The organism is Paenibacillus whitsoniae, from assembly GCF_003955665.1.
In the GTDB taxonomy this organism is placed as follows: domain Bacteria; phylum Bacillota; class Bacilli; order Paenibacillales; family NBRC-103111; genus Paenibacillus_E; species Paenibacillus_E whitsoniae.
Map to the genome: position 1 here is coordinate 15,103 of NZ_RXHU01000009.1, position 18,010 is coordinate 33,112.

Genomic DNA, 18,010 nt, shown 5'->3' on the forward strand with positions numbered 1-18,010 from the left:
TCCGCAAGAAAAGCAGCCTCTCCACCTAAGAGAGACTGCTTTTCTTCTACCGACTATTTCGCCAGTTTGGCTTCAAACTGGTTGACAAAGATGGAGCCTCCCCCTAAGATGTTGCGAAAATCGAATTCGAGCGACTGCGCATATTTGGTCGTTCCTGTAATGGCTAACAGCATAGGCATTGGCGCGTGGCCTTCCGGTTTCCATGTCGCGGATATTTTGTAACGACCAAGCGGGATATTATCCACGCCGTGACCGCCTGTTTCAAGTGCTTCTACATTGGTTGTTATCGTTTTGCCGGCGCTTCCATCAAATAATTTGCCAACAGGCGTAAGCGTAATTTCCAAGTCGGTCGTGTCGAATTGCGGCATATTGTCGTCAAACGAAAAGAAATCAGGGTGGATTTCAATATGCCCTACAACATCCTTCAAGGTAAAATTGCGAATGGCCCCTGTAGCTCCGGCGAACGATTTATCGCCGTCAGCCGTTAACCAAAAATCGAGCTTTTTGCCGTTATAATCGAGGGAGAATCTTGTCGTCATGCGCCAGGTTGCAGGAATAGGAGCCAGTTCTATCCGATAGAATCCGTTCTCGTCGGTTTCTCCTTGCATGTTGCTGTCATAGAGCAATAAGTTATCGGCATTGATCGTAACACCCGATATCGGCTGTCCGCTCGCGTTGAGCAGGTAGCCTTTCACAACATAGGGTTCAACTTCCCCGGCAGACGGTACGGGTGTCGGTACCGGTGTTGGCGTTGGGTCAGGTGTCGGTGTCGGTACTGGCGTCGGTTGCGGATCTGTGCCAGGGACGGCATCCTCAATTTGAATCGTCCACACATTGCCGCTGCTTGCGAATCCGACATCGTAGCCGCTGCTTTCCGATACAAATCGGAGAGGCACCATAGTGCGGCCGTCAATGATTTGAGCCGGTACGTCCAGAACGACTGTTTTGCCATTCACACTCGCATTGACGCTATTAATCGTGAGTTCAATCGACAATCCATCTTTCGTGCCAATTGCTTTTTGCACCGAGCCTTCTTCGACCCACTTTACGGTAAACCCAAGCGTTTCAAACAATTGCCGGAATGGCACAAGCGTTCTGCCATCCTTCACGACAGGCTGTGCGTCTGCAAAGTGAAGCTCATTTCCTTTGAAGAAAACACGGATGTCAATATCCTTCTCCCCCGTCGCTGGAGCTGGGACAGGTGCAGGTGAAGGCGCAGGCGATGGAACCGAAGGGGTAGGCGTTGGAGCCGGAGGCGTAGCGGATGGCGACGGGGAAGGACTCGATACCGGCGCAGGCGTCCCCTCCGCGATCATTGGCTTCTTGTACTTAATGGGCTTCGAAACAATGGTGCCCTGCGGCGTCTCGATCTCCAGCACATAAGCCTGCGTCTCCTTGATCGTGCCATTGTTGCTTGCATATAAATCCAAGGTCAGATTGCCGTCAAATTCCCCCACAGGCTCTTTGACATCCTTCCGGAATTCCGGATTGACAATGACGCTCTCATGGGTAACGCCAGCTCCCGTGGTTACGACCTTATCTTGCACAATACCGAGCAGCCAGCCGGTGGTTGCGCGATTTGTCCGCCATATCCCTTGATCGTTATCTTTCCCGTAATCATCTGTAGAACGCAGCACGACGGCGTTAATGGTTGTTTTCTTGTTCAAACTAAGCTGCAGCCTGAAATGGCCGTCCTTATTGCCCTCCGGCGTAAAATCCGCCGCACCGACGACATCGGACGCCGTATCCAGCAAGCTGAATTCCCTTATGGTCACATCTTCAGGCACCGTTTCACCGAATGCCCCAGCAATACCGGCAAACGTCAGACTACCTGCAAGCAAAAGTGCCGCTCCTGTCAATTTGGTTACTTTGCCAATTCTAATCATGATTCCGTAACACTCCTTTTTATCCATGTTGGCGGGAGCCGGGCTTCACAGATCAACTGCCTACTGTGCAACGCATCACTCACGCCTTTGCATCTTCATCTTATCGCGCCGTCGATTGGGTTGCATGAGTCATGGCCAGGAAATGGAGCGGGAAACTTTCAGGATGGTTTTGGGAATAGATCAGGAAATTTAATGGTATAAAAAAGCCTCTAACCCAACAAATCCGTTGGAAGTAGAGGCTTCGACCCGCTTATTTTATTCTTCTCGCGTCATTTGAACCAAGCGTTTCGCCGCGTTGCGATCCGTGACTTGCAGTTTATTCAGGATGTTGGATACGTAGTTGGCAACCGTCTTGTTGCTGATACTCAGCTTTGAAGCAATCTGAGCGTTGCTGTCCCCCTCCGCAATTCGCTCCAAAATCTCCATTTCTCGCCTGGTCAACTCGGAGAAGGTGGGATCCTCGGCCGGCACCACAGGAGACTGAGAGAAGTAGTGCATCATCCGGCTGGCAATATCGGAGCTGAACACCGCACCGCCATTGCCAACCATGCGAATCGCTTGGAGCAGTTCATGTTCGTCCGAATCTTTCAGAATATAGCCTTTGGCCCCTACCCGCATGGCCGTAAAGACCGACTGGTCGTCTTGAAACATCGTCAGAATGAGCACCGCGGTCAGCGGATGCCGCTCTTTAATGAGCCGTGTCGCCTCGATTCCATTCATGCCCGGCATGCGAATGTCCATGAGCACAAGATCGGGCTGCAAGGATTCAACGAGCACTAGCGCCTCTTCCCCCGTCGACGCTTCTCCAATCACCTCAAGATCGTCGGTTGTTCTAAGCAAATTACGCACGCCGCTGCGAAACATCGGATGATCCTCTGCGATTACGATTTTCACCGTTTATGCCTCCTCGTTTTGATAAAACGGCAGCACCGCCATTACGCGCGTCCCGCCCTGTTCAACTTGCTCAATCGTACACTGGCCGCCGAGCTCCGCTGCCCGTTCCCGAAGCGATTGCAGCCCGATCCCGCCCTTCCCGGGAAAACGCTGCGGATATGTGGTATGAACGCCCCTGCCGTTATCCGTCACTTCGATAACCAGTCGATTCGCCGTCAAAATAGATAATTTGACCGAGCATTCGGTCGCTTGACTATGTTTCACGACATTAGCCAAGGATTCCGTAACGATCCGGTAAGCCGCCACCTCGACCGCCGCTGGAAGTTCGGGAAGCTGGGGCGGTTCCAGCAGCCTAATCCGGGTCAAGGGCGTCCCCTGCTCATCCGCCAGCAGCTTGGCGGGCTTGTTCAATTCGTTAATGCGCTCCTGAATCGCGCTCAGCAAGCCCAATTCATCCAATGACGGCGGACGCAAATCATGAACAAGCGTGCGAATCTCAGCTACGGTTGCGCGGATCATATGGCGAAGGTCGCCGAGCATTTCAATGGCAGCATCCGGCTTCTTGAGGACATACTTCTCCGCTGTTGCGGCATTGAGCGCTAGTGCTGCAAGCCGGGGCGCGAGGTCATCGTGCAGATTTTTGCGAATTTGCCGCCGTTCCTCTTCCCTCGCCAGCACAAGCTTCTCGCGGGACTCCTGCAAATCTTTGGCCAGCAGCTTCATCCCCAGCGTCATATTGACATTCTCTACAATCGGCCCGGCATGCTGCAGCAGCACTTCCAGAAACTTATGGTCTTCCGACGAGAACGATTCTCCCGGCGAGCGGTTGGAGACATACAGTGTGCCCAGCCGCTCGCCCCGGTGAATAATCGGAGACGCCATCACGTCGGGCTGAACCGTCCCCGATGAGGCGACAAACGCATCCTCTCCGCCGATGCCGATGGCAATGCCTGCGTAGGGAAGCCGTAGCGAGTCTTTGACCGTGTCGGCCAACGCCTCCAGCATCGATTCCGGCGGGAGCGGTCTGACTAACTGGCTGCCGAGTTCCAGCAAAACGGCATACGGATCGTCATGACGGCCTTTCAACATCCGATGGATCAGCCGCTGCAGCCGTTCCTTGAGCGGAGCGAACACGACCGCAACGATCGCCGTCGCGGTTAACGAGACAAACAGATTATCTCGGGTTTCGAATATGCGGCCCAAGTAATACACCGACAATATATAAAGCGCCGCTACACATACCGTTAAAGCAGCGTATACCAGCGTTCTTTTGACAAGCGGATCGATTTCCCATAATCGGTGTCTCAGCACAGCCATCGTCAGCGTCATGGGGATGGCGAGCAGGACCAGGTTAAGCGCAGCGTTCAGATACACGTAAGTCAGCGCGGTTCCGTCATTCATGCCGGGGCTGAATAATATGCTCATTCCGAGAAAACCGATCATGCCGACAGTAAGTCCGTACACGACCCACTTGGTTTGCTGGCGCTGAGCCAGAGAAGAAATCTTCGCATACCGATAGATTTGCGCGTACAACAGAGTCAGCGTCGTCCCGAAATACCACATGGGCTCGAGATACTCGGAGCCGGTTATGTCGATCCAAATGAGTCCATGATGAAAGAAAGAGCTGACATCCACAATCAAAATGAAGATGAATACCCCTAACGTCCACCTCGGCACAAACGCACCGTTAGGAAAAAGCAGAAACAACAGAGATAAGCCCACCCACCCCAAGGACGCTACCAGAGAAAACCACCAGCCCTGAAAGGTGTCAGTTGAAAAAGCGACGGAGGATAAGGAAGGAAACGTTGTTCCGAAGGCAACCATCGCGAGAGCAGCCAGAATCGCCATCGGCTCGCGAAATCCTTTCCACATAAGAAGAAGCGCCGCCCCATAATAAACACACGTAAAAATCACGTCTATACAGACGAACAATAGCGCATAGTCTTCAAGCGAAAGGTGAAAAGATCCCGCGTTCGTCAGCGGCATTGCCGGCACGAGCTTGCCGCATCCGTCGATAATACAAGTGGCAACGAGCTTATCGTAGTAGCGCGGGATGCCGATCGCATATAACACGCCCGTAATGACCGTAAACACGACAGACAGCAAGGGAAGGATCGATAACAGCCCCTTCCGAATGATCCCCACCCCCGGCGGCGCTGCTCGCTCCGCAATTGGTTCTTGCATGTGGAACACGCTCCTCTGATTCGAAAGCTTCCTCTATTATATCTGCCAGCTTGCTCCCTGAATACGGAGAAACCGCAACTTCCCGGGGGATTTCCCAAACTTCCCGAAAACATCCCGGTCTCTTTTTCCCGAATGATGTGAACGGCATGCTCTGTCGTCCGTGATTTCCTATCCGCTATACTCAAAATCGTAATCAATCGATTCGATTCAAGGAGGAAATCACTATGAATGAAATTCGTGTTTTGCAATGGCTGGGTATGGTCTGTTTGCTGGCGGGCCTCGCACGGATGGGGATGACGCCGAGCGCCTTCATCTGGGGAACCGATAGTCCTCAAGAGCTTGCCTTCGGCCTCGTCGCCAGCATCCTCATGTCCGTCGGCACCATCGTCCTCTATTTGGTGCAATCCAGAGAAACGGGGAGGATCGGACTCGTGACGGCGCTCGCCATCAGTCTGGGCAACATCGCGACAGTCTGTATGCTCTGGTCGACACTCCAAGGTGCAATCCCAACGGAAGAGACCGGAGGTGTTGCCCTTATCGCTTTGCGAATGCTCATGCTGATCGGCCTGACCATCGGCACCGTGGTCTTCGCCATCCTTACTTATCGAGCACGCGTCTTCCCCCGCTGGGTCGTCGCTTTGTTTGCGCTGATGCTGCTCTCCATGGTGCTGCCGATAGAAGACAATAAATATATGGCATTCTTCTGGGGATTGACCTATGTCGGCATGGGATATGCCATCTGCACGGGCAAATTGCAGCGTTCAAAGCAGGGATTGGCTTAATTGCCCCTGACATAATGCTATATATTCCTGCCATTCCAGTATAGCTGGTTCACAACAATTCAACTAGAATGAAATCATCATCGGGTGTGAGGAGATATGAAGCATGGAGTATAACTTTTTGGGCCGATCCGGGCCCCGAGTGAGCAAATTATGTTTGGGCACGATGAATTTCGGCGTCATCGAGCAGCGGCATAGCCCCAACTGGCCGGATGAACCGCTCGCATTGATCGATTATCAAGGGAAGCGCTGGCCGTGGTAACGCAAACCGTAGCACATTAAAAGGAGACGAATCCCTATGACAAGTATTCCTACGCTTCTGCTTGGCAATAACGACGATGCGCCGTACCATCCCCTACGGGCCGTACAGGAACGATTCATCGATATTCTCGGCCCATCCTACGAGGTGACGGCAGCCGAAGGCACCTCCCACTTGCAGTTGGAAACCTTGCGACTGCACCAACTGGTCATTTCCTATCTGGACGTCTGGAAAAAGGTGCCCGCAGCCGCCGAGGTCGCCGGCCTGTTGAACTATGTCGCCAGCGGCGGCGGCCTGCTCGTCGTCCACAACGGCATCTCCGTCCAAGGCAGTCCGGAGCTGAGCCAGCTCATCGGCGCCCGCTTCACCGGGCACCCGGCTTACACCACGCTCCCGTTCGCTTTGACGGCTAGCGGGCATCCTCTCACGAACGGCCTTGCGCCGTTCGTCATAGATGAAGAGCCCTACCGCTTCGAGCTGGACCCGCTCGCGCAAATCGACGTGCTGCTGACCTACGCGCACGAAGGCAAGGACTGGCCGGCCGCCTGGGTGCGCCCGTACGGACTAGGCCGTGTCGCCTACCTCGCGCCAGGGCACCACTTGCCCTCCTTCCAATCCGAGGCGTACGCCGACTGGATCCGCGCTGCCGCCCAGTGGGCAAGCAGCACCAGCCTCGCTTAAGACGCCAAACGGGTGCTTATCCGTCCATTCGGACGGGAAAGCACCCGCTTTTTATCTTGTGAATATGTAGCCATTCAATTGAATTTATTTGATTTTAAAAATGGCAACGGATTGTTGCAGGTCCTCTGCCAATTGAGCCAAAGACAGCGCTGTGGCTGCTGTTTCTTCACTGCTGGCAGCGGATTCTTCTGTGACGGTCGAAATGTTTTCGACCGAGATCAATACCGTTGAGGTTTGAGCAGACTGCTCTTCACTTGCAGCAGCAATCTCAGATACCTTTTCTCCCGCTTCGTTGACCATCAAAGCAATTTGTTGAAAAGATTCGCCGGTTTGCTTAGACAAGGCTGCGCTTTCCTGAACCGCAGCGACGCTTTGACGTGTATTTTCCTGCATCCCTTTAATGATGACTGTAATCTGTTTCGTCGCTTCTCCGCTTCGTTCGGCAAGTTTGCGAACCTCATCAGCCACAACAGCAAACCCGCGTCCTTGTTCACCGGCTCTCGCTGCCTCAATGGCGGCATTCAGCGCCAATAAGTTCGTTTGATCAGCAATATCTTCAATGACTTCAATGATATCACCTACCTTTTGCGAATCACTTTCCAACCGGGACATCTTCGTGCTGACCTCACTCATACTTCTCATGGAGGATTGAATCACTTCGCTGCCGGCTTTGGCCACTTGAACCGTATTGTTAGAAAGCTCGGAGGCTTCTTCTGTATTCTGCGCTACACTATGGATGACTACGGATAGCTCTCTGAATAATTCATTGATCGTTTGTGCAGCGTTTGCCTGACTAGCACTTCCACTTGCAATTTCTTGTGTCGTAGCGGAAATTTGCTCCGCTGCTGCAGCTACGCTTTGGGACGAATTCAGAATATTCCCGATCGTGCCGCGTAAATTCTCAATCATATGATTAATGGAAGTGGCCAGCATGCCGACTTCATCCTTGGTGTTGATGTCAATATGATCACTAAGATCGCCATTAGCCACTTTGGCAACGAGCGAAACAACACGGTTCAGCGGTCTTGCAATCAGTTGTGCGATGAGATAGCCTAATCCCATGCTGAGCAGGACAGCTAGGATGACAACACCAATCGTTATATTTCGTGAACTTTTGTATAAAGAACTGCTTTCTTTATTGGAGGTTTCCGCATCTTTTAAATTCGCTGCCACAATCTTGTTCAATACATCCCGTAAAGTATCGCCTTGCGTTCTTAAATCGCCTGTGATTAGCCCAAGAAGATCAGCATTACGTTGGGATACACCGGCTTCAATGGCCTTTTCATAAGTTTTGGTGTATGCAGACCATGCCGCATCAAAAGGTTGAAGCGCTTCTCTGTCAATATCCGTTAATTCGCTGGCTTTATACTTGGCGATGGCTGTCTCAATAGAGACTTTTGCAGCTTGATAGGAATCAGCAATTTTTTTCTTCTCATCTGCGGTTTGCGCTATATATAAATCTCGAATGGAAACCCTCATTAGGGTGTAATTTACTTGCGCATTCAATACATCATTGATCGGAATTGCAATCCCCGCATACATGTAATCGACACGGTCATTCATTTTACTGACGTTACTCAAGCCATAATAGCCGACAAACCCCATAATTATTGCGATAAGCATAAAGGCGGAAATTAATTTTGTTTTTAATTTCAAGTTTAGATACACATTCATGATGCTGCACCCCTTATTTTGTCGTTATGTGATCATTAACTAATTTCATGATGCCGCCTACTTCCAGTATGAGCGCGACTTTGCCATCCCCAAGAATTGTTGCGCCAGAAATTCCATCTAGATGGCCTACGTAGGCACCCAGCGATTTAATAACAATCTCTTGATTGCCCAGCAATTCATCGACAGCAATCGCCAAGCGCTTTTCCGCTCTTCCAATAATGACGATCGGTACAAATTTACTTGTTTCATTTGATCTGGCATAGCCAAAATAATCATGCAGCCAGATGACCGGAATAATTTGGTTCCTTATCGTAATCACAGGTATCCCTTTGACTTTTTGAAGGCTTGAAGGCTCTACACGGACAATTTCAGTCACATTGCTCATCGGCAGAATAAATGTCTTTCTCCCTATGTCCACTAACAATCCCGTAATAATGGCCAGCGTCAACGGCAGCCTGATCTTAAATATCGTGCCTTTTCCCAATTCGGTTTCAATGTCGATAAGGCCATTGAGCCGCTCGACATCCGTTCGTACAATATCCATGCCAACACCGCGACCTGATACCTCGCTTAATTGCGATGCTGTCGAGAATCCCGGATGGAAAATCAGTTGAATGGCATCGTGATCTGATAATTGGTTTGCCTTTTCTTCACTGATTACACCTTTCTTAATCGCTGCATGGCGAATTTTGTTGGGATCGATACCTGTGCCGTCATCGGAAACGGTAATCGCTATCTGATTGTCTTCATGCGCCGCTTGAATACGAATAGTTCCTTTTTCCGGTTTCCCTGATGTTCTCCGAACTTCGGGTGTTTCGATGCCATGATCAATGGCGTTGCGAATTAAATGAATCAGCGGGTCGCCGATTTCTTCAATCAGGGTTCGGTCAAGCTCAGTTTCCCTACCCTCTAGCACAAGTTCAACCTCTTTATGAAGCGATTGGGATAAATCCCGAATCATCCTTGAGAAGCGGCTAAACAATTGGTCTATCGGAAGCATGCGTACCTTCATGACATTTTCCTGCAGCTCCCCAACGATACGTGCCAGATGATAAGAGATATCACCAAGCTCTTCAACAGAATGCTCTCCGCCAAATTTCTGACGGAATTGCTTTTCCACTTGTTGTATACGTGTCTGCTCAATGACGAGCTCTCCGACAAAATTCATTAGCTGTTCCAGTCGGTCTACATTCACGCGAATTGTGCTGGATTTATACTTTTCAACATGCTCCAAAGCAGCCGGTTCCGGACTTTCCTTGCCTTCATACGTTGTATGCTGAGTTCCTTCTGTTATTTCTGTGGCATCAACCTCTAGATGCTCAAATTGAAGCTTTTCAATTTCAACACATTGTACATCCATCATAGATTCCACAATCCGTTTGATTTCGTCCTGTTCCAACTGCGACGAGAGTAACCATTGCGCATCCTGAATTTTGTCATCGTCTACTTCACTTTCGAGATCGGCATCCTTCCAGTAAACCGTACCAAGATTGGATAATTTCGTGTTGATGACATTGAACCTGGCTAACTTCATAACGGATTCATCGGATAGGCGGACACGGAGGAATATACATTCTTTTCCTTCCGCCATCTGCGCAGAGTTGAAAACTTCCACCGGAATTTGAGGCTTTCCTCGCCGCTTGGATTCCGATTCCATATGCATGGCTTGCAGTTTGGCTACCAGATCAGTAATATCGGATTGCTCCCTGTGATGTTCAACAATCTCAGCTTGTAAATTTTTCATTCTATCTAAACAGGCAAAAAACAAATTAATTAAAGCAGACGATACCGATGCAGATCGGTTTCTGATTTTATCCAAAAAATGCTCCATTTCATGCGTAAGGGTCTTCATCTTATCAAAGCCCATTGCGGCAGAAGAGCCTTTTAAGGTATGGGCCGCTCGAAACATCCGTTGGATTCCTGCATCGCTTCCACCATCGATCTCCAACGATAATATTTCCTGTTCCATCATTTGAAGCTGTTCTTCCAATTCCTCTAAAAATACTTCCCGAAAGTCCGATAGGTCCAGCATGCGTCCCCCTCCACTCGCTAATTCCGAAGCAGCACTTCATTCAGCTTCAAAATCCCGACTAATCCTGTTGCAGTAATCCCAATGCCGACAAAGAAATCTCCGCTAATGCCGCCTATCCGCTCAGGCGGAGGTTGAATATCGGTAAACATCGTTACCTTATTCACGCGGTCAACGATAATGCCAATGGACTCCTCCTGATGATTAACAACAACGATCCGTGTAGACTTCGATTCAGCATCATCCTGTAAGGAGAATAAATTTCTCAAACTAATAATAGGCACAATTCTTCCCCTCAAATTGATGACCCCGCGTACATAATGCCTGCTATTTGGGATGTCCGTCATAGCCTGATTTCTGATAATCTCTTGAATCTCCGAGATCTTGATAGCGTAATTTTCATCACCAATACCAAATTCAACATATTGCTCATGAGTCGTAATCATGGATAACCTCCTTTACATCCTCTTGTTTACACCCTCTTGTAAGTTAAATCTTACAACGCATTTGCTATCGATCCAATCACGCGATTATGATGGAAAGGTTTCACGATAAAATCCATCGCCCCCGCCTCTATGGCTCTTAAGATCATTTGTTGCTGTCCCATCGCGGAACACATGATTATCTTAGCTTTGGGATCTAATTCCTTTATTCTTTTTACAGCTTCAATCCCATCCATATCCGGCATTGTAATATCCATTGTAACAATGTCCGGTCGATATATATCGTAAGCCTGAATGGCTTCTTTACCGGTCTGGGCTTCCGCTACCACCTCATGGTCATTGGCCGCTAAGATTTGTTTTAGTGATAATCTCATAAATGCAGCATCATCAACAATCAGTATTCGCGCCATTTGGGATCCCCCTCGTGTTATTTCTTAGTTGACTAGCACCCTCATGATAAAGATAGAATCAAATTCGATTGTCATAAATTGTATTTCCGTGTCGAATTATAGGTCTATTTTACCACATAACCCTATTTATGTATATGAAAATAGTTTTAATTACCCTGTTCCCAGGTACTAAACGACTACGTTCTTGTTTTTGAAGCTTATCAACGTTTACACTTTCGGCAAAAGAGGGCTGCCCCCATCGGGGCAGCCCTGCTTTTGTCTATTTGCGATGCGCGTACAAGACGCTCCATTAATTCGTCCTGCGCACCCACACACTCATCTCGCCCTCTCCCCGGTTCCCCCATAAATAGTAGGGAATCGCCTTCCAGGTGAACGGCTCGGCGGCACCGGCGGACTCAATCGGCAGATACAGCTGTTCATCTCCCGTTGCCTCGGGATCAACAAAGCCTTCGCCGTGAATCGCGATCACGCCGCCCGGCAGCTCGTTGTCCAGCTGCTCCGACAGCCTGCCGCTTGGCGACACGGCCAGCGCTGTCAGCGGACTCCGATTGTCGGCCGCTTCCAAGCAATAGACGAGCGGCCCGCGCTGCAGCGCCACCTTGCCGCTGTTCGCCCGCACGGACGGATGCGCAGCCATCCACGTCGGCTTCATCGCCAGCTCCCAGCTCACGCTGTCGCCGGCCTGCCAGGCGCGTGTCACGCGTGCGTAGCCGTCACGCATTTCATACGCGACCGGCTGCCCGTTCACAGCCAGCTGCGCCTGACCGCCACACCAGTCCGGGAGGCGCAGCGCCAGCGTGCTCTCTCCGGCAGTATTGCCGCGAATGTCGAGCTGTACGTGGCCTTCCCATGGCAGCCTAGCGCTCATCTGTAAGGATAGCTCGCCATCGCCCAGCCAGAATGAGCCTTCGCTCCCGATGAACAAATGCGCATACACCGTACGCTCCTTCTCATCGGTTGTGTAGATGTAGTCGTTCAGCGAGCTCAGCAGTCTTGCCACGTTCGGCGGACAGCAGGAACAGCCGAACCACGGCTGCCGCACCGCTTTGACGTGGTGGCGACCAGGGTTTTTGCAGCTGGCTTCCGGCCATACCTCCAGCGGATTGACGTAGAAGTAGTGCTTGCCGTCCTGCGACATGCTGCCGATGACATTATTGTACAGCGCCCGCTCCATCACATCCGCATACTCGCTGCGAGCCTCAAGGCGAAGCATCCGCTGCGCAAAGAAGATGAGCCCGATCGAGGCACAGGTCTCCGCATAGACCGTATCGTTCGGCAGGTCGTAATCGAACGTGAACGCTTCGCCATGATGCGTCGAGCCGATGCCGCCGGTGATATACATTTGCTTTCGCGTCATGTTCCCCCATAGGGTCCGGCAGGCTGCAGCCAGTTCCGCATCCCCGTTCAACCGTGCCAGATCGGCCATCGCCGTATACATGTACACAGCTCGCACCGCGTGGCCGACCGCCACCGTCTGCTGCCGCACCGGCAGATGAGACTGCGTGTATGCAAGATCCGGCTGACGCGTTTTCACGCCGGGCTGCCAATAGCCCATTCGACCCCTGCGCTCCCACTCTTCCATGAAATAAGAAGGCTCCTGCCCCCGTTGATCGATAAAATAGGTGCTGAGCTTCAAATATCTGAGCTCGCCGGTCGCCTCATATAACTTGACCAAAGCCAACTCAATTTCCTGATGGCCGTCGTACCCTGGCAGCTTCCCTTCTTCCGCGCCAAAAACCTCTTCGATGTAATCGGCGAATTTGCACATCATATCGAGCAGCCTGCGTTTGCCCGTTCCATGGTAATAAGCTACGGCTGCTTCTATCATATGCCCTGCGCAGTACAGTTCATGGCAGTCAAGCAGGTTCGTCCAGGACTTTCCCGGTTCCTTGATCGTAAAGTAGGTGTTCAGATAACCGTTCTCCTGCTGGGCCTGCGCAATCAGCTCGATCGCCCCATCCGCAATCCGCTCTAGTTCCGGGTCCGGGTCCGACGCAAGCGAGTAGCCTACGGCTTCAAGCCATTTGGCCAGATCGCTGTCCTGAAACACGAAACCGCCAAACGTTCCCTCCTCCAGCCCGGCTGCGATCCGAAAGTTGCGAATGGCATGGCTCGGCTCCGCACCCTCCACACGGTCGTTCAACGCCTCCCATTGATAAGGAATAACCGTTCCTCGTACCAGATCCCTATACCGATTCCAAAAGTCATCATGAATTCGCGCTTGCCCCATTTTTTTCCGCCTCCAAAACATCAGAAATAAACCCTTCATCTTCGCCAGTATAACTTGTAAAATAAGGATAGAGAACGAATAAAATCACCTTATTTTTATAAAATTCAACACAAATGAAAGGGGACTATCGACGATGGACAATCACCAGCATTACGCGTTTGAATTGCCGCCGGCTCCTTACTATTTGGGCTGTGGCAAGTCCGAGTACTCGCCCGGGGAGCAGCATCCGAACCGTCGGCATTTGGGAATCTTCGATTTGCTGTTGGTCGTCAAAGGCACACTGTTTATGGGTGAGAACGGTCGAACTTGGGAGCTAACCGAAGGCCATATGCTGCTGTTGAGCCCGGATGGCCACCACTACCCCACCGGGTCGTGCACGTCGGAGACTGTGTTTTATTGGCTGCATTTTGAATACGCTGGTCCCTGGACACTCCAGGAGGAGACGACGAACCTCTATCCACCGAGCGGGCAGCCGTTCGCGAATCGATACACACTTCGAATTCCACAAGCTGCGCAGCTAGCCCAGGTTACGGCAGCACGCCGAATCTTCGACGAATTGCTGGAGCTTGCCGCCGTTCAGCGCTCGAGCTCCTTCTGGCAGGAGATGGCGCTGTTCATGCAGCTCTGGCAATTGCTGGAGCAGGAGGGCCGTCCCCACCACTCTTCCCCCGTTCGCCAATTAGCTGAGAAGACGGAAACATTCATTAAGCAAAATTACCAGAGAGAGCTGACGAATGAGACGCTTTCCGCTGCGCTGCACTTTCATAGCAATTACATTGTACGCTGCATGAAAGATGTCTATGGCTGCACGCCAAGCGAGTTTCTGCACAACTACCGGATCGATCAGGCGAAGCGGCTTCTCATCAACACAGTCTGGCCGATTGCCCAGATTGCGGAACACGTCGGCTTTACTTACACGCCTTACTTCTCCAGCTGCTTTCACCGGAAAGTCGGCGTATCCCCACTGCAGTTTCGCAAGCAATATGTGCACTGACGATTTTTCATCTCCACTGTCTTTTTTTCAACCTGCCTCCTGAAGCTTAAGAAAATCTCATCCATGTGAAAAAGAGAGCGTATCCGCCCTCCGCAAGCTAAGGCTACAATAAGAACCGGGAGCCAATAGCCGGTATCCGGCGCGTGGCAGACGAAAGGGGGAGCGATGGCGCGAACAACCTGGCGCACGGCTTCATCCCGGCAAGGGAAAGCGTTTCCATTTATGAAAACTCAATTTTATGAGGAGGTAATGGTGTGCGTTTTAAAAAGAAACTGAAAGTCACTGTTCCACTTGCACTGCTGACACTGTTGACGGCTCAAGCGTTCGGTGGAGCGACGGCGGCACTCGCTGCCGAGAAATTTCCGACCTATCTTCAAAATGGGTCCGTTCCGAACTTATCCTCCGGCACAGCCGATATTGCCGCTTCGGCGTTCGTCGATAAGGACGGCGACTTTCACTGGATGTATTCGCTGGCGAATTACGAGCAGGCGGACAACGGCGGCTCCTGGATCAAGTACAACACGAACACCGATCTGGGCAAGCTGAATACAAACTGGGGAACGACGACGGTGTACAATTCGTACTGGAACCGGCCGGGCACCATCAATTACCAAATCGATCAAACCTACGGTATCCCTACGCCTTATCAGGATGACCACAACGACGGTATCGGCGTCTGGATCGACCCGGACACAGGCTACTGGTATGCGCTGACCAACGATGAATATCAATTCTCGCCTTTTGCGACGAACAACCCGACAACGAATCAGCGCATTGCCACAGGGGTTCATAACAATCGCGTCCTGGCTACCTACTCGACGGATAAAGGCGCAACCTGGCAGCTTATCGGGCAAGTGGCGACCTCGCCGTGGAACGACAGCAACGAAGCGGCAACGAGTACGAACTTCCCTGGCACGACCTGGTCATACGGCGTAGCAGGCACCCGCTTCTTCGTCGATAATGTGAACGGCTATTTCTACGTCCTGTACAACAATCACATTAACTGGAAGCCGGGCTACAGCAACATCCTGACGTATTTCAGCCTGGCCCGTTCCCCGATCAGCGCCAAAATGGCGGAAGGCTCCTGGGACGTGTGGTACAACGGCACGTGGACCCGCTCCGCAATCAAAGGCTATGCCGGTTGGATCGGCAGCCCGATGGGGGCCGGCAGCGACCATAACCTGACCGTCAATTATACACCGTCGACGGACAGCTTGACGTTGACAGGCACCGGCATGGACGGCTCCTCGCTGAACATCGGCTTCTTGAAGGTGCCGAGCAGCGGTGACTTTACTTTTAAAGACGTTGCAGGCAACACTTATACGGCCAATACGGTCAACGGCACGATCAAAAATGCGGGCGGCACCTCCCTGCCATCGGTCACCTACTCCGACCCGGCGCTGGATGCGACCATGACCGTCAGTATTCAAAGCAGCCAGGTCGTCATCACCCAGGAAAACAACGCGACCGGCTACCTCACAACTGTGAAGCCAAGCGCCGGCTCGCCGGTTTTTAAAGAGAACACGACAGGGCGGCTGTTCCTGCCGGTCAACACACAATATGAGAACGCGTTCTCGTATAACGCCTACAGCGGCAAATACCGCTCCGTCGGCTACGATGGCTACGTATACGAAACGGACGATCTCGGTAAGCCCGATACGTTCAAAGTGGTCGGCAAACTACCCTCGACGGTCGGCAGCTACTTGTCCCAGATCGACACCGGCAGCTTGACGAACCAGCAGGTGAGCGGTTACTCGTTCCGCACGATTTCCGACCTGTCCGGCGTGCAAAAGAACTACTCCGCCGCCACGCCAAGCGCGGGGCAGACCTATTACTCGGCGTATAACGCGCCGAAAGACCAGAACGGCACGGCGATTGCGCCGGGAACGGCCTATACGATTTCCATCGGCGGCAATGCGCTGCAAGACGGCACAGCAGGCCAGTGGCAGTTCGTCCCTGTGCCAGACGAGTTCGATCCGACCAAGAACAGCGGCTTCTATCGGCTGCAGAACGTGGCTACAGGCAAGTTCTTGAAGGTATCCGGTTCCACCCCTTCCGCGACGCGGGCGATGGGCGCTTCCGTCACTACGGGAACTGCCGACAACGGCGCGGACCCGACTGGCAATGCGGGCAACGGCTCGGCTGTGGGCAGCGATCAGTGGTACCTGCTGCCGATCGGCGCAGCGACACCGGCCTATCTGACGCCGTCTTCTTCCCAGGCGACGATTGCCGCAGCTACGAATACGAGCCTGAACGGCCTCTCGTCCTACCGCCTCGTGAACCGCACTAGCGCGCTGGGTGTTGAATTTGCATCCGGCCAGGCCAAAATTCAAAGCATCAAATTCGGCGCAGGCAACGCCCAAGCGATGACAATCGCGCCGGTTGCGGCGAATCCGAATATCCCTGCGGCGCCAACCGGTTTTAGCGCGACAGCGGCGGGCATTTCCCAGATCAACGTGAGCTGGAACAACGTAACCGGGGCAACCGGCTATGACCTGCTCGTCGACGGCACGCTCGTCAGCGGCGTAAGCAGCCCGTACAGCCACACAGGCTTGGCAACCGGCTCTACGCACACGTATCAGGTGCACGCCAAGAACAGCAACGGCACCAGCATTTGGACCGTGCCGATCAGCGCCACAACATCGACAGGCATTATCTCTACCGGCAAGACGGCGACCGCCAGCTCCTTCCAGACCGGCAACGAGGTGGCGAACGCGAACGACGGCAATGCCTCGTCGACTCGTTGGGCGGCTGTAACCAATACCTATCCGCAGTGGTGGAAAGTCGACCTTGGCAGTGCCATGAACGTCACGAAGCTGGACAGCTATTGGTACACCAGCACAACCTTTCCGCGCTCTTATCAATACAAGATCGAAGGCAGCAACGACGATGCAACGTATACAACCATTGTGGATAAGTCCAGCAACACGACGCAGGGATTGACCACCGATACACTGACAGGGACGTACCGCTATATCCGGGTGACCGTTACCGGCTCCAGCTACAGCGGCGGCAGCGCTTCGGCGTATGAATTCAACGTCTATGGCGATGCCAATCCGACAGGCCAACTGGTCTCGCAGGGCAAAGCGTCGACCGCCAGCTCGGTTCAAACCGGCAACGACGTAGCGAAAGCCAACGACGGCAACACAACGTCGACCCGTTGGGCTGCTGTCACCAACACCTACCCGCAGTGGTGGAAAGTGGATCTTGGCAGCGCGACGAGCGTCAGTAAGCTGGAGAGCTACTGGTACAACAGCACGACCTATCCGCGCTACTACCAGTACGTCATTGAGGGCAGCAACGACGACGTCACGTATACGACGATTCTAGATCGTACTAGCAACACGACGCAGGGGCTCACGACGGACACCCTCACAGGGACTTACCGCTACATTCGAGTGACAGTGACCGGCTCCAGCTACAGCGGCGGCAGCGCTTCAGCGTATGAATTCAAGGTGTACAATTAACTATCAGCCTAATTTCTGCGATTGTGAGTTTTCTCACATCGGGAACTTTTGCCAAGTGGTACAGTTAAGTCATCAAGGAA

12 protein-coding genes and 1 pseudogene are annotated in these 18,010 nt (G+C 52.3%); 5 read left to right on the forward strand and 8 right to left on the reverse strand.

The features are described 5' to 3' along the window. Window positions 1–53: 53 nt before the first annotated feature. The 3 genes from EJQ19_RS02050 to EJQ19_RS02060 all read right to left on the reverse strand — a co-directional run bounded on the left by EJQ19_RS02050 (window position 54) and on the right by EJQ19_RS02060 (window position 4,964). Window positions 54–1,886: a copper amine oxidase N-terminal domain-containing protein gene (locus EJQ19_RS02050; protein ID WP_126139551.1), complete on the reverse strand. Its 1,833-nt coding sequence runs from the start codon at window positions 1,884–1,886 to the stop codon at window positions 54–56. 255 nt (window positions 1,887–2,141) lie between these two features. Beyond that, complete coding sequence (locus EJQ19_RS02055) at window positions 2,142–2,780, reverse strand: response regulator transcription factor (RefSeq protein WP_241242682.1); 639 nt, start codon at window positions 2,778–2,780, stop codon at window positions 2,142–2,144. A gap of 3 nt (window positions 2,781–2,783) precedes the next feature. Continuing rightward, a complete protein-coding gene (locus EJQ19_RS02060) occupies window positions 2,784–4,964 on the reverse strand; it encodes a GAF domain-containing sensor histidine kinase (protein WP_126139552.1) in 2,181 nt (726 codons plus the stop codon). A 224-nt stretch (window positions 4,965–5,188) separates the two neighbouring features. Between EJQ19_RS02060 and EJQ19_RS02065 the strand changes: the two genes are divergently transcribed. The 3 genes and pseudogenes from EJQ19_RS02065 (at window position 5,189) to EJQ19_RS02070 (ending at window position 6,683) form a co-directional block, all read left to right on the forward strand. Beyond that, complete coding sequence (locus EJQ19_RS02065; RefSeq protein ID WP_126139553.1) at window positions 5,189–5,746, forward strand: hypothetical protein; 558 nt, start codon at window positions 5,189–5,191, stop codon at window positions 5,744–5,746. Window positions 5,747–5,849: 103 nt separating this feature from the next. Continuing rightward, window positions 5,850–5,924, forward strand: a pseudogene (locus EJQ19_RS32340) (hypothetical protein); the annotation flags it as partial. A gap of 117 nt (window positions 5,925–6,041) precedes the next feature. Next, window positions 6,042–6,683 carry a ThuA domain-containing protein gene (locus EJQ19_RS02070; RefSeq protein ID WP_126139554.1) on the forward strand — a complete coding sequence of 214 codons (642 nt, stop codon included), beginning with the start codon at window positions 6,042–6,044 and terminating at the stop codon, window positions 6,681–6,683. Between the two features lie 84 nt (window positions 6,684–6,767). On the opposite strand, the gene EJQ19_RS02075 is transcribed toward EJQ19_RS02070, so the two are convergent. From EJQ19_RS02075 to EJQ19_RS02095, 5 genes are all read right to left on the reverse strand, one after another. Next, the gene (locus tag EJQ19_RS02075) at window positions 6,768–8,357 is read right to left on the reverse strand and encodes a methyl-accepting chemotaxis protein (protein ID WP_126139555.1); all 1,590 of its coding nucleotides are present in this window, start codon (window positions 8,355–8,357) and stop codon (window positions 6,768–6,770) included. Window positions 8,358–8,370: 13 nt separating this feature from the next. Further along, window positions 8,371–10,389, reverse strand: a complete 2,019-nt coding sequence (locus EJQ19_RS02080) for a chemotaxis protein CheA (RefSeq protein ID WP_126139556.1) — start codon at window positions 10,387–10,389, stop codon at window positions 8,371–8,373. A gap of 17 nt (window positions 10,390–10,406) precedes the next feature. Next, on the reverse strand, window positions 10,407–10,832 hold the full coding sequence (locus EJQ19_RS02085) for a chemotaxis protein CheW (protein ID WP_126139557.1): 426 nt from the start codon (window positions 10,830–10,832) through the stop codon (window positions 10,407–10,409). A 50-nt stretch (window positions 10,833–10,882) separates the two neighbouring features. Then, window positions 10,883–11,239: a response regulator gene (locus EJQ19_RS02090; protein WP_126139558.1), complete on the reverse strand. Its 357-nt coding sequence runs from the start codon at window positions 11,237–11,239 to the stop codon at window positions 10,883–10,885. A gap of 289 nt (window positions 11,240–11,528) precedes the next feature. Next, the gene (locus tag EJQ19_RS02095) at window positions 11,529–13,469 is read right to left on the reverse strand and encodes a glycoside hydrolase family 127 protein (RefSeq protein WP_241242683.1); all 1,941 of its coding nucleotides are present in this window, start codon (window positions 13,467–13,469) and stop codon (window positions 11,529–11,531) included. A gap of 133 nt (window positions 13,470–13,602) precedes the next feature. Between EJQ19_RS02095 and EJQ19_RS02100 the strand changes: the two genes are divergently transcribed. Next, complete coding sequence (locus tag EJQ19_RS02100; protein WP_126139560.1) at window positions 13,603–14,463, forward strand: helix-turn-helix transcriptional regulator; 861 nt, start codon at window positions 13,603–13,605, stop codon at window positions 14,461–14,463. A gap of 254 nt (window positions 14,464–14,717) precedes the next feature. Beyond that, window positions 14,718–17,930, forward strand: a complete 3,213-nt coding sequence (locus EJQ19_RS02105) for a galactose-binding domain-containing protein (protein ID WP_126139561.1) — start codon at window positions 14,718–14,720, stop codon at window positions 17,928–17,930. Window positions 17,931–18,010: the final 80 nt, after the last annotated feature.